At 65.0% G+C, this 13940-nt stretch carries 13 protein-coding genes and 2 tRNA genes; 7 read left to right on the top strand and 8 right to left on the bottom strand.

What is annotated here, in order from left to right; translation table 11 throughout:
• Positions 1 to 158 precede the first annotated feature (158 nt).
• Together QYS36_RS13760 and QYS36_RS13755 are read left to right on the top strand one after the other, a co-directional pair.
• Positions 159 to 1049 carry a LysR family transcriptional regulator gene (locus QYS36_RS13760; RefSeq protein WP_308840012.1) on the top strand — a complete coding sequence of 297 codons (891 nt, stop codon included), beginning with the start codon at positions 159 to 161 and terminating at the stop codon, positions 1047 to 1049.
• A 95-nt stretch (positions 1050 to 1144) separates the two neighbouring features.
• Positions 1145 to 3019, top strand: a complete 1875-nt coding sequence (locus QYS36_RS13755) for an MFS transporter (RefSeq protein WP_308840011.1) — start codon at positions 1145 to 1147, stop codon at positions 3017 to 3019.
• Between the two features lie 57 nt (positions 3020 to 3076).
• On the opposite strand, the gene sugE is transcribed toward QYS36_RS13755, so the two are convergent.
• The 3 genes from sugE to rdgC form a co-directional block, all read right to left on the bottom strand.
• Positions 3077 to 3394 carry a quaternary ammonium compound efflux SMR transporter SugE gene (gene sugE, locus QYS36_RS13750; protein ID WP_013792239.1) on the bottom strand — a complete coding sequence of 106 codons (318 nt, stop codon included), beginning with the start codon at positions 3392 to 3394 and terminating at the stop codon, positions 3077 to 3079.
• A gap of 287 nt (positions 3395 to 3681) precedes the next feature.
• On the bottom strand, positions 3682 to 4620 hold the full coding sequence (locus QYS36_RS13745; RefSeq protein WP_308840010.1) for a bile acid:sodium symporter family protein: 939 nt from the start codon (positions 4618 to 4620) through the stop codon (positions 3682 to 3684).
• A gap of 319 nt (positions 4621 to 4939) precedes the next feature.
• Positions 4940 to 5860: a recombination-associated protein RdgC gene (gene rdgC, locus QYS36_RS13740; RefSeq protein ID WP_308840009.1), complete on the bottom strand. Its 921-nt coding sequence runs from the start codon at positions 5858 to 5860 to the stop codon at positions 4940 to 4942.
• A 321-nt stretch (positions 5861 to 6181) separates the two neighbouring features.
• On the opposite strand from rdgC, the gene QYS36_RS13735 reads away from it, so the two are divergent.
• Positions 6182 to 6257: transfer RNA gene (locus QYS36_RS13735), tRNA-Val, on the top strand.
• Between the two features lie 12 nt (positions 6258 to 6269).
• Positions 6270 to 6346, top strand: a tRNA-Asp gene (locus tag QYS36_RS13730).
• A 114-nt stretch (positions 6347 to 6460) separates the two neighbouring features.
• Here the strand turns inward: QYS36_RS13730 and QYS36_RS13725 are convergent.
• Genes QYS36_RS13725 through QYS36_RS13710 form a run of 4 tightly spaced genes read right to left on the bottom strand, consistent with a single transcriptional unit; the run spans position 6461 to position 8448 of the window.
• Complete coding sequence (locus tag QYS36_RS13725; protein ID WP_308840008.1) at positions 6461 to 7129, bottom strand: DUF3618 domain-containing protein; 669 nt, start codon at positions 7127 to 7129, stop codon at positions 6461 to 6463.
• On the bottom strand, positions 7126 to 7530 hold the full coding sequence (locus QYS36_RS13720; protein ID WP_308840007.1) for a phage holin family protein: 405 nt from the start codon (positions 7528 to 7530) through the stop codon (positions 7126 to 7128). The genes QYS36_RS13725 and QYS36_RS13720 overlap by 4 nt, the downstream gene beginning before the upstream one ends.
• Positions 7530 to 7940, bottom strand: coding sequence for a hypothetical protein (locus tag QYS36_RS13715; protein WP_308840006.1), 411 nt, complete (start codon positions 7938 to 7940; stop codon positions 7530 to 7532). Before QYS36_RS13715 ends, QYS36_RS13720 begins: the two co-directional genes overlap by 1 nt.
• 55 nt (positions 7941 to 7995) lie before the next feature.
• Positions 7996 to 8448 (bottom strand): YgaP-like transmembrane domain, encoded by a 453-nt coding sequence (locus QYS36_RS13710; protein ID WP_308840005.1) that lies wholly within the window; start codon positions 8446 to 8448, stop codon positions 7996 to 7998.
• Positions 8449 to 8877: 429 nt separating this feature from the next.
• On the opposite strand from QYS36_RS13710, the gene QYS36_RS13705 reads away from it, so the two are divergent.
• The gene (locus QYS36_RS13705) at positions 8878 to 10671 is read left to right on the top strand and encodes a thiamine pyrophosphate-requiring protein (protein WP_308840004.1); all 1794 of its coding nucleotides are present in this window, start codon (positions 8878 to 8880) and stop codon (positions 10669 to 10671) included.
• Here the strand turns inward: QYS36_RS13705 and QYS36_RS13700 are convergent.
• Entirely contained in the window at positions 10668 to 11165 is a 498-nt protein-coding gene (locus QYS36_RS13700) for a CinA family protein (protein ID WP_308840003.1), read from the bottom strand. The genes QYS36_RS13705 and QYS36_RS13700 overlap by 4 nt on opposite strands.
• A gap of 148 nt (positions 11166 to 11313) precedes the next feature.
• Here QYS36_RS13700 and QYS36_RS13695 point away from each other — a divergent pair, with 148 nt between their 5' ends.
• Both QYS36_RS13695 and QYS36_RS13690 read left to right on the top strand, forming a co-directional pair.
• The gene (locus QYS36_RS13695) at positions 11314 to 12114 is read left to right on the top strand and encodes a glucose 1-dehydrogenase (RefSeq protein ID WP_308840002.1); all 801 of its coding nucleotides are present in this window, start codon (positions 11314 to 11316) and stop codon (positions 12112 to 12114) included.
• The gene (locus tag QYS36_RS13690) at positions 12107 to 13918 is read left to right on the top strand and encodes a glycoside hydrolase family 15 protein (RefSeq protein WP_308840001.1); all 1812 of its coding nucleotides are present in this window, start codon (positions 12107 to 12109) and stop codon (positions 13916 to 13918) included. The genes QYS36_RS13695 and QYS36_RS13690 overlap by 8 nt, the downstream gene beginning before the upstream one ends.
• The last annotated feature ends 22 nt before the right edge of the window (positions 13919 to 13940 follow it).

Genomic DNA, 13940 nt, shown 5'->3' with positions numbered 1-13940 from the left:
TTCCTGCCACTGGTTGTGCTTTCCAGAATCAGCCTTGAGTGATCCTGAACGCGCTCTGCGTATGCAGTTGTGCCCGCACTCGGCACCATCAGATACGGCATACTCCCTTCGCTGCGCCACCAGCGCAGCCAACGCTGAAGCAGAGGAGCGACAGGCGGATGGATCGTTGGCAGGCGATGCGGGTATTTGTGAAGGTCGCGGAAACCGGCAGCTTCGCCAGCACGGCGCGGCAGATGCACATGAGTGCGCCGGCGGTGACGCGCATCGTCGCCGGCCTCGAGGACCTGATCGGCGCGCGGCTGTTGGTGCGCACCACGCGCTCGGTGAAAACCACCGAGGCCGGCAGCCGCTACCTGCAGGACTGCCGGCGGATTCTTGGCGATATCGCCGAGGCGGAGCTGGCCGCTGCCGGTCACTACGCCGAGCCGTCGGGCACCCTGACCGTGACCGCCGCATCGATGTTCGGCCATCTGCATGTGCTGCCGCTGGTGCTCGCCTACCTGGATGCCTACCCGGGCATGCACGCACGCACCTTCTTCGTCGACCGCCCGGTGAATATCGTCGACGAAGGCATCGACGTGGCGATCCGTATCGGTCACCTGGCGGACTCGGGCTTTACCGCCATCCAGGTCGGCGCGGTGCGTCGGGTGATCTGCGCAGCGCCGTCGTATCTCGCCAGATACGGCGTGCCGAAGGTGCCGGCCGACCTCAAGGATCACCGCATCGTCGTCTCGCAAAGTGCCTGGGCCTCGCCGGAATGGCGCTTCGCCGAGGGCCAGCGGGTGCTGGTCGATCCGGTGCTGCAATCCAACACCAACGAGTCGGCGATCGCCACCGCCCGCGCCGGCTGGGGGCTGACCCGGGTACTGAGCTATCAGGCCGGCCCCTCACTGCAGGAGGGTGCGCTGCAGATCGTGCTCGAGGCATTCGAGGAGCCGCCGCTGCCGATCCACGTGCTGTACCCCGAAGGCCGCCAGGCGCCGGCCAAGGTGCGCGCCTTCGTCGACCTGGCCGTGGCGCGGCTGCGCGGTAATCCGCTGTTCAGCTGAAAAGGCGCGCGCGTCGACAAAAATGCGCGTCGCTGTGGCTTTGCCCGAGCCGTTGCAGTCCAATGCTCATCGAATCCGCAAAGGGAAAGGTCTCGATGAGTCAGCCATCGCAATTCGCTCTGCTGAAAAGCCGGCGCTTCCTGCCGTTCTTCATCACCCAGTTGCTCGGTGCTTTCAACGACAACATCTTCAAGCAGTCGCTGATCCTGGCGATTCTCTTCAAGTTGGCCCTGGACACCGATCGCGACCTGCTGGTCAACGTCGCCGCCATGCTGTTCATCCTGCCGTTCTTTCTGTTTTCCGCGCTGGGCGGGCAGTTCGGCGAGAAGTTCGCCAAGGACTGGTTGATCCGCCGGCTGAAGTTCTTCGAGATTTTCATCATGGGCGTCGGTGCGGTCGGCGTGCTGTTCGGCAACCTGACGCTGATGCTCGGCGTGCTGTTCACCATGGGCCTGCAATCGGCGCTGTTCGGCCCGGTGAAGTACTCGATCCTGCCCCAGGCGTTAGAGCCCGAAGAGCTGGTCGGCGGTAACGCGCTGGTGGAAATGGGCACCTTCCTGGCGATTCTGGCCGGCACCATCGGCGCCGGCCTGATGCTTACCAGTGCGCACTACGGGGTGATCGTCGCCGCCTCGGTGGTGCTGGTGGCGGTGCTGGGTTACCTGTCGGCGCGGAGCATTCCGCAGGCCAATGCGGCATTGCCGGATCTGGTGCTGGACTGGAACATCTTCCGGCAGACCTGGCTGACCCTGCGCATGGGCCTGACGCAGCCCAAGGCGGTGTCGCGCTCGCTGCTTGGCAACTCGTGGTTCTGGTTTCTCGGCGCGGTGTACCTGACGCAGATTCCAGCCTATTCCAAGGAATGGTTGCACGGCGACGAGAGCGTGGTGACGCTGATCCTTACCGTGTTCTCGGTGGGCATCGCCCTGGGCTCGATGCTCTGCGAACGCATGAGCGGGCGCAAGGTGGAAATCGGCCTGGTGCCGTTCGGTTCCATCGGCCTGTCGCTGTTCGGCATTCTGCTGTGGTGGGCCTCGGGTGGTATTCCCGAAGCGGCGCAGCCACATGACTGGCTGGCGCTACTGGGCTTTGGCCACGCCTGGTGGGTGCTCGGTTCGATCCTCGGTATCGGCGTATTTGGCGGCTTCTACATCGTGCCGCTGTATGCGCTGATCCAGTCGCGCACCGCCGAGAACGAGCGGGCCCGGGTGATCGCTGCCAACAACATCCTCAATGCGGCGTTCATGGTGTGCTCGGCAATCATGTCGATCCTGTTCCTGAGCGTTGCCGGGCTGTCGATCCCCCAGCTGTTCCTGGTCATTTCGCTGATGAACGTGGCGGTGAACAGCTACATCTTCAGGATCGTCCCCGAATTCACCATGCGCTTCCTGATCTGGATGCTGGGTCACTCGATGTACCGGGTGTCGCACCGGGGCCTCGACTCGATTCCCGAAGAGGGGCCGGCAGTGCTGGTGTGCAACCACGTGTCGTTCGTCGATGCGCTGCTGATCGGTGGCGCGGTGCGCCGGCCGGTGCGCTTCGTCATGTACTACAAGATCTACAACCTGCCGGTGCTCAACTTCATCTTCCGCACTGCCGGTACGGTGCCGATTGCCGGGCGCAGCGAGGACCTGCTGGTGTTCGACGCGGCGTTCAAGCGCATTGGTGAGTACCTGCGCGACGGTGAGCTGGTGTGCATCTTTCCCGAAGGCAAGCTGACCACCGATGGCGAGATCGGCGAGTTCAAGGCCGGCGTCGAGCGCATCCTGCAGGACAACCCGGTGCCGGTGATTCCCATGGCGCTGGGTGGCTTGTGGGGCAGCTTTTTCAGCCGTGATCCGCAGAAGGGCTTGTTCCGCCGCTTCTGGTCGCGGATCGATCTGGTGGCTGGCGCGCCCATCGAGGCCGCCGCCGCGACACGGCAGGTGTTGCAGGCCGAGGTCGAGGCGCTGCGAGGGGATAACCGCTGAGCTGGAAGATCGAACCCAGGAAATGACAGAGCCCGCCAATCGGCGGGCTCTGTCATTTCAACCGTGGCTCATCTTCAGGCCGATCAGGCCGCAGATGATCAGCGCCACGCTGGCCAGGCGAATCAACGCCATGGACTCACCAAACAGGATGATGCCGGCGATCACCGTGCCGACCGCGCCGACGCCCGTCCAGATGGCGTAGGCGGTACCCAGCGGCAATTCCTTCATGGCCAGGCCCAGCAAGCCGAGGCTGACCAGCATCGCGGCGATGGTCAGCACGGTCGGAAGCGGGCGGGTGAAACCCTCGGTGTACTTCAGGCCGACGGCCCAGCCGACCTCGAACAGGCCGGCAAAGAACAGGATGATCCAGGACATATGACCCTCACGAATGGCAGTGGGGTCGTCCCCGGCAGTCAGGCACGCGAACCCGGGGTCGTCCCCGGCGTGCACCGCTATTGTGCATGATGGGGTTGTAAGGGCAAGTCAGCTTAGCCGTGACGGTTGGTAGGCCGTCATCGGATGGGGCGCCTGGTGCATGGGCGAGAAGTCACGGGCATGGCCCGTTCCCACGGACTTCGTTGACCTATCGGGATGGGTGGCATCAACTTCAGCGCTGTAGGGTGGGCTTTAGCCCACCAAATTGCGGTTGCGGCTAAGCCCGCTCACTGATCGCGCTCATCCTTCATGCGGCGCAGGAAGGTTGCCAGGAGCGGCCCCGAGAGGTTGTGCCAGACGCTGAACAACGCACTGGGCACCGCCGCCAGGGGCGAGAAGTGGGCGCTGGCCAGGGCCGCGCCGAGGCCGGAGTTCTGCATGCCGACTTCGATGGACAGGGTCTTGCGCTGCGCCAGCGGCATACCGAAGAAACGCCCGGCAGCATAGCCCATGGCCAGGCCGAGACCATTGTGCAGCATCACCACGGCCATGATCAGCAGGCCCGATTCGGCGATCTTGGCCTGGCTGGCCGCCACCACCGCCGCCACGATGGCGACGATGGACACCACCGAGATCAGCGGCAGTACGTCCACTGCCAGCTTCACTCGCTCACCCAGCAGGCGCTGGGCGACCAGGCCGAGGATGATCGGCAGCAGTACCATCTGCAGGATCGAGCTGAACATCGCCCAGAACGACACCGGCAGCCATTCGGAGGCCAGCAGCCAGATCAGCGCCGGGGTGACCAGCGGCGCCATCAGCGTGGTGACCGCGGTGATACCGACCGACAGCGCCACATCGCCCTTGGCGAACCAGGTGATGACGTTCGAGGCGGTGCCGCCCGGGCAGCAGCCCACCAGGATCACGCCCACAGCTACCTCCGGCGGTAGGCCGAACAGCTTGCAGAGCAGCCAGGCCAGGCACGGCATGATGATGAACTGCGCCAGCACGCCGATCAGCACGCGCAGCGGATGGCGCACCACCTCGCGGAAATCCTCGGCTTTCAGGGTCAGGCCCATGCCGAACATGATCAGCCCGAGCAGCGGCACGATAAACGCCGTCAGCGGCAGAAATGCGCCGGGAATCAGGAACGCCAATACGGCGAACAACAGAACCCAGATGGCGAAGGTATTGCCGACGAAGCGGCTGAGGGCGATCAAGGCAGACATGGCGGGGTTCCCTAAAGCGCGGTGGCAGGCTCCGGGGTGGAGCACTGTGCGGCCAGTTATTGTTGGATAGACAGCGGTGGCTGCCGGATGGGGCGGGGTCTTGAGCTGTTGTAAGAGAGCAGCTGCAATTGAAAGGCTCGCGAGCTAGAGCCCTGCAAGGCAAAAATAGGCGAGAAAGCGGCCGGGGTCGCGGCCGACTGTACTTTTGTACATGAGCATTACTCGCTCCGCTCGCCCTTCGGGCCGCACTGAAGTGCGTTAGCCGCAAGCGGCTTGCCTCGCCTATTTTTAACGCCGCAGGGCCGACGCGCAGCAGCCTTTAGAGGCCCTGCGGGGTGTCTTCGCCGCCGAGAGCTTCAAACAATGCCGGCAGGAACTCGATCAGGGTCAGCATCATCAGGGTGAAGCTGGCGTCCTGCTGGCTCAGGTCGTCGTCGCCGCCATCCTGCTCGGCCTGCTCCTGCAGCAGGTCCTCGAACTTCAGGCGCTTGACCACCAGCTTGTCGTCGAGCACGAAGGACAGCTTGTCCTGCCAGCCCAGGGACAGCTGGGTGACCTGCTTGCCCGAGCTCATGTGCAGCTGCACTTCTTCGCCGGTCAGGTCCTGGCGCTTGCAACGCACGATGCCGCCGTCTTCGTGGGTGTCACGCAGTTCGCACTCGTCCAGCACGTGGAAGTCGGCAGCCGCTTTCTGGGCCTTGACCCAGTCGGTCATGGTCGCGCTCGGGGCGATCTTCACGGTCAGCGGGCGTACCGGCAGCGAGCCGATGGCTTCACGCAGGGTGGAGAGCAGGTCTTCGGCGCGCTTGGGGCTGGAGGCGTTGACGATGATCAGGCCCTGGGCCGGGGCGATGGCGGCGAAGGTCGCCGACTTGCGGATAAAGGCGCGGGGCAGGAAGGCCTGGACGATCTCGTCCTTGATCTGCTCGCGCTCCTTCTTGTAGACCTTGCGCATCTGCTCGCTTTCGATCTCGTCGACCTTTTCCTTGACCGCGTCCTTGACCACGCTGCCGGGCAGGATGCGTTCTTCCTTGCGTGCCGAGATCAGCAGGAAGCCCTGGCTCTCGTGCACCAGCGGTGCGTCTTCGCCCTTGCCGAAGGGGGCGACGAAGCCATAGGTAGCCAGTTCCTGGCTGGCGCAGGGGCGAGCCGGTTTGGCGGCCAGTGCGGCTTGCAGTTTGTCGGTATCGAAGTCGACGTCCTGGGTGAGGCGGTAGACCAGCAGGTTGCGAAACCACATGAGCGGGTTGTCTCCAGTTAGCGGATGCGCGCCGCGGCGCGCAGGAAATCTTCAATTCGGGCGCATGGCAGCTGCGTCAGGCAGCGCATGGGCAGTCCGGCGGCGGACAGGAAAGAACGCCGCGCGACGATCAGACCCGCGCGAGGGCGCATTATTCCTTCCAGTGGTGGATTAGGCCAACCCTGTATCGAGCGCTTGGGTGATTTGTCCCGTTAAATGCTGGTGATTGCTAAGCCTTTGGATCGCCAATAAATTTTTTTCACCAAGGGGGTTGCCAAGGTGCAGGTCGCTCTCTAGAATGCGCCCCACTTCGAGAGTGAAGGGTGATTAGCTCAGCCGGGAGAGCATCTGCCTTACAAGCAGAGGGTCGGCGGTTCGATCCCGTCATCACCCACCAATCGAGGTATGCGCAGCGGTAGTTCAGTCGGTTAGAATACCGGCCTGTCACGCCGGGGGTCGCGGGTTCGAGTCCCGTCCGCTGCGCCATATATCGCTTCCAGGGCCCACTGAACACCCGGAAGCAACGCAAAAAGCGCCCTAGGGCGCTTTTTGCGTGTCTGCTCTCGGCACAGCGCTGCCGATGGCAGCGCTGCAAACCATTTATATGGCGCCAGGCCGAAAGGGCGGTTCGTCGTCCAGCTCGTCAGCCAGCTCATCGAAACCGGCTTCGATATCCGGCACCACGTAGGGTTCGGGTGCCAGCTCGTCGTCAGACGAGCGCTGGCGGCCGGTGCCCAGCAGGCCCACGATCGCGCCCACCGCCAGACCTGCTGCCGCGAAGGCCAACGGGTGGCGGTGCACGGCCCGGCCGACTGCATTGGCGCTCTGCTTGACCTGCTCCGTCGCGGCGCTGGCACCGTCGGCCAGGTCATGCAGCTTGCGCCGCGCGGCCTGGGTGCTCTGTTCCAGCGAGTGCTTGGCATGGTGCAGGGCGTCGATCAAGGATTCGTGATCCTCCGCCAGCTCGGGGTCAGGCGCTGCCGGCGCGGGCTTGCGGGTCTGCTCGAAGGCCAGCCAGGCCAGGCCGATGGCGGTCATGGCCACGGGAACCGGGTTGGCCTTGAGGGTTTGCCCCAGGCGCTCGGCCATTTCCAGGCCGCCACTTTCCCGGCCATAGGCCAGCGCCTGATCGATCAGCCGCTGCGGCGTAAGGCGTGCTTCCACATCATCGATGAGCGCATCGATACGGTTGCGCTGCTGATCGATTTCCTGCTCGAGCACTTCCGGGGATTTGAGCGATTCAGCTGCGATGCTGCTGTGGGTACTCATGACATTTGCCTCTGCACCGCTTCCTTGTCTTTCTGCAAGGAGTCCAGGGTGCGCTCGGGGGTGAGTTGGGAAGGGGCGAATTTCTGCTGGCCGACCTTGAGTATGATCAAGCCGATGACGATGACCACCACGCCGACGATCAGCGCGGCCGCCCACGGCGGCAGCACTTCGCTGAGGCCATAGACGGCGGCGAGCAGCAGCATCAGCACGCCGCACAGCAGCACGATGGCCCCTGCTGCGACCGCGGCGATACCGGTCTTGGTGGCTTGCAGCGAGGCGTTGAGCTCGACCTTGGCCAGTGCCAGCTCCTTGGTGAACAGCGTCTGCACTTCGCGCGTCAGCTGGCGCAGCAGGCCAAGCAGGGAGGGTTCCAGCGGAGGCTGCCGAGGATCGTCGTTCATCACAGTGCTCCTCCATGGGCATAACGGCCATCACGGCCGCGGCGTTTGCTCAGCACCCGGCTCAGCACCAAGCCCACGGCCAGGCCACCGGCCGCCAGCCATAGCGGGTGCTTGCGGGCGAAGCGGTCAACGCTGTGTACCGCGTGGCCGCTGTAGTTGTTCAGGGCATCGCGCAGCAAGGCGAGCTGGCGCGCCGCCTCGCGCAGGCGATCCGGCGATTGCACGGCGTCGGAATTTTCCAGGTCGGCGATGGTGGAACGGGCGATGTTCGCCAGCGCTTCGAGCTCATCGGTATGCACCTGCTCGGCCTGGATGCGTGCGCGCAGTTGCTCCTGGGCATCCTGTTGCCAATGCCCGGAAATGATCTTGGCAGGGCGCTTGTGCGGGCGGTCGTGGTTTTGGTTTTCCATGTGGTTACACCTGTTCGTGCTCTGAAGGGCTTTCCATCTATTGCCTGTCTGTCGCTTAGCGGCTTTGTTCGCGGCTGGCGAATTCGTCGGCGATTGGCGTACCGAATTCTGCCGCTGCGGGGGGTACCGGTGGTACCGGCTGAGCGGCTGGCTGTACCGACGCAGGTTGCACGGGCACCGGCGTCACGGCAGGCGCGCGGGTACGCTCGGCGACCTGCTCGGCCATCAGTACCAGCTCCTGCAGGCGTTGCACGCGCTCGCGCAGGTAGCGAATTTCTTCCAGCGGAGCATCGAGCGCGCTCTTCACGCTGCAATGTCCGCTCAGCCCACGTAGCACCAGCAGGCCACCGACGCTCAGCTGGCGTTTGCCCTGCTGGCCATGCTTGCCCGCACCCAGGGCAGCGAGCAGCAGCCCGCCACCGATGGACAGCAGACGCTCCCAGCCTCTGACGTTCTGGCGTGGCGGCTCCCGTCGTTCGGGTTGCGATTGCGGTTCGAAGGCGACCATAGGTTCACTCCTGCCTGGTTGTGGATGGGCTAGCGGGCTTGTCGCGCTCAGACGGGGTCTGGCTGCGGCTTTTCCGGTAACTCATCGTTGTCCGGTTCATCGGGCAAACCGAGTGGAGAGGGCTCGCCTGGCAAGTCGGGTGCCTGGGTCGGATCGGGTACTCGCTGGGTCATGCCTCGTTCCTCGGTGCGCTGCTCTATGGGTTTGAGGGTGCCGCGGGCTGCATGTTCGATCTTTTTGCCGGCCCGCCCGGGGTTGGCACAGGCGCAGCGGCGGGGGGCGAAACCTTAAACCTCTGGCGAACGACGCCGGTCAAGATTCCTGTGCCCGGCGGCCAGGCTGCCCGGCCAGACCGTCGCGCACCCAGACGTCGCGTGGCAACTCCATCCATGTCGGCCCGCACGGGCCTGAACCTCGAGCGAGTTATCCATGAGCATGACAGTCGCAGATTTCATCGTCGAACGCCTCCATCAATGGGGCGTGCGGCGCATTTATGGCTATCCGGGCGATGGCATCAACGGCGTATTCGGCGCCCTGGCCAAGGCCGAGGGCAAGATCCGCTTCATCCAGGCGCGCCATGAAGAAATGGCCGCGTTCATGGCTGCAGCCGATGCCAAGTTCTCCGGTGACCTGGGCGTGTGCATCGCCACCTCCGGCCCTGGTGCGGCCCATCTGCTCACCGGCTTGTACGATGCGCGCATGGATCATATGCCGGTGCTGGCCATCGTCGGCCAGCAGGCGCGCAATGCCCTGGGCGGCCATTACCAGCAGGAGGTGGACCTGCTGTCGATGTTCAAGGACGTGGCCGGCGCCTTCGTGCAGCAGGCCAGCGCGCCGTCCCAGGTACGCCACCTGGTCGACCGCAGCATTCGCACCGCACTGGGTGAACGCCGGGTGACGGCGATCATCCTGCCCAACGATCTGCAGACGCTGCCCTATGAGGAGCCGCCCCGTGAACACGGCACCTTGCATTCCGGTGTCGGTTATAGCAGGCCCCGCGTGGTGCCCTATGAAGCCGACCTGCAGCGCGCAGCGGACGTGCTCAACGCCGGCAAGAAGGTGGCGATCCTGATCGGTGCCGGCGCATTGGGCGCCGCCAGGGAGGTCACCGAAGTGGCCGATGTGCTGGGGGCCGGCGTCGCCAAGGCGCTGCTCGGCAAGGCCGCATTGCCTGATGACCTGCCCTGGGTGACCGGCTCCATCGGCCTGCTCGGCACCAAGCCCAGTTACCAGATGATGAGCGAGTGCGACACCCTGCTGATGATCGGCTCGGGCTTCCCCTATGCCGAGTTCCTGCCTAAGGAGGGCCAGGCGCGCGCCGTGCAGATCGATATCCAGGCCGACATGCTCGGCCTGCGCTACCCCATGGAGGTCAACCTGCAGGGCGACGCTGCCGATACCTTGCAGGCGCTGCTGCCGCTGCTCGAACGCAAGACGCTGCGCACCTGGCGCAAGCGCATCGAGCGCTGGACGGCGCAGTGGCAGACCACCCTGAAGCGCCGCGCCATGGCCTCGGCCTCGCCGATCAACCCGCAGCGGGTCGCCTATGAGCTGTCGCCGCGCCTGCCGGACCGCGCCGTGGTGACCAGTGATTCGGGCTCCTGCGCCAACTGGTTCGCCCGTGACGTGAAGATGCGCGAGGACATGCTCTGCTCGCTGTCCGGCGGCCTGGCTTCGATGGGCGCGGCGGTGCCTTATGCGATTGCCGCCAAGTTCGCCCACCCGGATCGTCCGGTGGTGGCGCTGGTCGGTGACGGCGCGATGCAGATGAACAACATGGCCGAGCTGATCACCGTGGCCAAGTATTGGCACCAGTGGCACGACAAGCGCTGGATCTGCGCGGTGTTCAACAACGAAGACCTCAACCAGGTGACCTGGGAGCAGCGGGTGATGGAGGGCGACCCGAAGTTTTCGGCGTCCCAGGACATTCCCAGCGTCGCCTACCACCAGTTCGCCGAGTCCATCGGCCTCAAGGGCATCTACGTCGACCGTGAGGAGGATGTGGCGGGCGCCTGGGAGCAGGCGCTGGCGGCCGACCGCCCGGTGCTGATCGAATTCAAGACCGACCCCGACGTGCCGCCATTGCCGCCACACATCACCCTGGCTCAGGCCAAGGCCTTTGCCTCGACGCTATGGCAGGGCGACCCGAACCAGGGCGGTATCCTGCGCCAGGCCACCAAGCAGGTGCTGGGTTCGATCCTGCCCGGCAAGGGCCGACGCTAAGCTTCGTCGAGCAGCTGCGCGTGCCGCTCCGGCAGGCGCAGCAGGGCGAAGCGGGCGGCTTCATCGAGAATTCGCGAGCGGTCGCCGGTGAAATGTTCGGTACAGGAAAACAGCCGGGTGCTGCCGTCTGCCAGGCGAAAGGCCCAGGCGAAGCACAGCGTGCCGGGAGCGATCTCGCCCTGCGGCTCGGGGCCGGCGACGCCCGTGGTGGCCACGGCCACGTTGGCCGGGCTGCCGTTCAAGGCGCCGCTGGCCATCGCCCGCACCACCTCTTCGCTGGTCAGGTTGAAACTGTCCAGTAACTCCTGACTGACCCCCAGCAGGCGTTTCTTGGCCGCTGGCGAATAGACCACATGGCCACTGTCCAGGCATTCGCCGCTGCCGGGGTGCTTGGCGAGCAAGGCCACGACCATACCGGCGGTACAGGATTCGGCGGTGGTCAGGTACAGCTTGTGGCGCTTGAGGTAGTCGAGCAGCGCTTCGATTTCTTGCATGGCGGTTCTCCTCGCATGACCGATTCCTCTTGGACGGGCACCCGGCGGGGGAGGTGCTGGCGTCCTGATCGACGGCAGCGGGCTTTTCCCTGAACTCTGCCGCTTGGCTTCCAGTCAGGTGTAGCAAGTCGAGAAAAGGGAAACGGCCATGCTCATCTCTCTGCAGTCACAGGTCGCGCTGGTCACCGGTGCCAGTTCCGGGATCGGCGCGGCATCTGCCAAGGCATTGGCCGAGGCGGGTGCCGCGGTGGTGCTCAACTACCGTTCCGGGCGCGAAGCCGCCGAGCGTCTGGCGGGAGAAATCCGTGACGGCGGCGGCCAGGCCATCGCCGTAAAGGCCGATGTGTCCAGTGAGGCGGAGGTCGAGGCGCTGTTCGCCGACAGCCTCGCGGCCTTCGGCCGGCTGGATATCCTGTTGGCCAACTCCGGCATGCAGCGCGATGCACCCACCGTGGACATGAGCCTGGACGAGTGGAACCAGGTGCTGCAGGTCAACCTCACCGGCCAGTTCCTCTGCGTGCGCGCCGCCCTGCGGCAGTTCGCCAAACAGGGCATTCGTGAGGAGATTTCCCGCGCCGCCGGCAAGATCATCCAGATGAGCTCGGTGCACCAGCTGATTCCCTGGGCCGGGCGCGCCAACTATGCCGCCTCCAAGGGCGGGCTCGATCTGCTGATGCGCAGCGTGGCCCAGGAAGTGGGCGAGCAGCGTATTCGCGTCAACGCCATCGCGCCGGGGGCCATCCGCACCGCGATCAACCGCGAGGCCACCCAAGGCGAGGCGGCCGACAAGCTTCTCGAACTGATTCCCTATGGCCGCATCGGCGACGCCCAGGACATCGCCAATGCGGTGGTGTGGCTGGCTTCCGACAGGGCCGATTACGTCCACGGCACCACGCTGTTCATCGATGGCGGCATGAGCCTTTACCCGGAGTTTCGTGACAATGGCTGATATCCAGGATCGTCAGATGCCCATCGAGGCCCACGGTATCATCGGCGACATGCGCAGTGCCGCGTTGGTGGCCGACAGCGGTTGCGTGGACTTCTTCTGCTGGCCGGACTTCGACAGCCCGTCGATCTTCAGCGCCTTGCTCGATACGCCCCAGGCCGGCGTCTTCCAGCTGGCCCCGGACTTGCCCGAGGCGCGCCGCCAGCAACTCTACCTGCCCGATACCAACGTGCTGCAGACCCGCTGGCTGGACGAGCAGGCGGTGGTGGAGTGCACCGACCTGATGCCGATCAACGCCGATGTCGACGCCGCGCCGCGGCTGATCCGCAATATCCGCGTGGTCTCCGGCAGTGCCACCATCCGCCTGCGCTGTCGGGTGCGCCACGATTACAGCCGCGCCGATACGCTGGCCCAGATCGATGGCGACGATGTGCTGTTCCACGCGCCAGGGCAGCCCAGCCTGCGGTTGTCGGCGAGCCAGCCGTTGCGTATCGACGAGCACTGCGCCGTCGCCGAATTCGAGCTGCGCGAAGGCGAGCATGCGGAGTTCGTCCTGGGCGCGACGGATGATCCGCTGGTGGCTGCCGGGGCCTGCGAGCATTGCCTGCAGGAAACCCTGAAGTACTGGCGGCGCTGGATGAAACAGTCCAATTACCGCGGCCGCTGGCGCGAGATGGTGCATCGCTCGGCCCTGGCGCTCAAGCTGCTGACCTCGCGCAAGCACGGCGGCATCATCGCCGCCGCCACCTACGGCCTGCCGGAGGCGCCGGGTGGCGAGCGCAACTGGGATTACCGCTACACCTGGATCCGTGATGCCTCGTTCACCGTCTACGCCTTCATGCGCCTGGGCTTTTCCGAAGAGGCCAACGCCTTCATGCGCTGGGTGCGCGCGCGTGTCGACGACTGCTCGGAAACCCCGGCGCACCTGCGCATTCTCTACAGCCTGGAAGGTCAGCATCATCTGCCGGAAACCTCCCTCAAGCATCTCTCGGGGCATGGCGGTGCTCGCCCGGTGCGCATCGGCAACGAAGCCCACGAACAGACCCAGCTGGATATCTTCGGCGAGCTGCTGGATGCCGTGTACCTGGCCAACAAGTATGGCGAAGCGATTTCCCACGAGGGCTGGAAGCATGTGGTGGGCATCGTCGATCAGGTCTGCGACAGCTGGCAGCAGAAGGATGTGGGCATCTGGGAAATCCGTGGCGAAGAGCAGCATTTCCTGCACTCGCGGCTGATGTGCTGGGTCGCCCTGGACCGCGCCATCCGCCTGGCCCAGAAACGTTCGCTGCCGGCGCCCTTCGCGCGCTGGAACGACGAGCGTCAGGCCATCCATGACGATATCTGGAACAACTTCTGGGACCAGGACTGCGGCCACTTCGTGCAGCGCATCGGCTGTCAGGGCGTCGACGGATCCATGCTGCTGATGCCACTGATGCGTTTCGTCGCCGCCACCGACCCGCGCTGGCTGGCCACCCTGGAAGCCATCGAGCAGCAGCTGGTGCGCGACGGCATGGTCTATCGCTACCGCACCGATGACGGCCTGGAGGGCGAGGAGGGTTCCTTCATGGCCTGCTCGTTCTGGTACGTGGAATGCCTGGCCCGCGCTGGCCGGCTGGAAAAGGCCCACCTGGAGTTCGAGCAGCTGCTGCGTTACGCCAACCCCCTGGGCCTGTACGCCGAAGAGCTGGACAAGCGCGGCCATCACCTGGGCAATACGCCCCAGGCGCTGAGCCACCTGGCGCTGATCAGCGCGGCCAGCTTTCTCGATCACCGGCTCAGCGGCGAGCGCACCACCTGGCAGCCCTGACAGGGCTGCCATCCATGCATTT

This window comes from Pseudomonas sp. G34, assembly GCF_031119625.1.
Taxonomy (GTDB): Bacteria; Pseudomonadota; Gammaproteobacteria; order Pseudomonadales; family Pseudomonadaceae; genus Aquipseudomonas.
The sequence above is the reverse complement of the archived record's forward strand: the minus strand, read 5'-3'. Positions and strand labels throughout refer to the sequence as shown.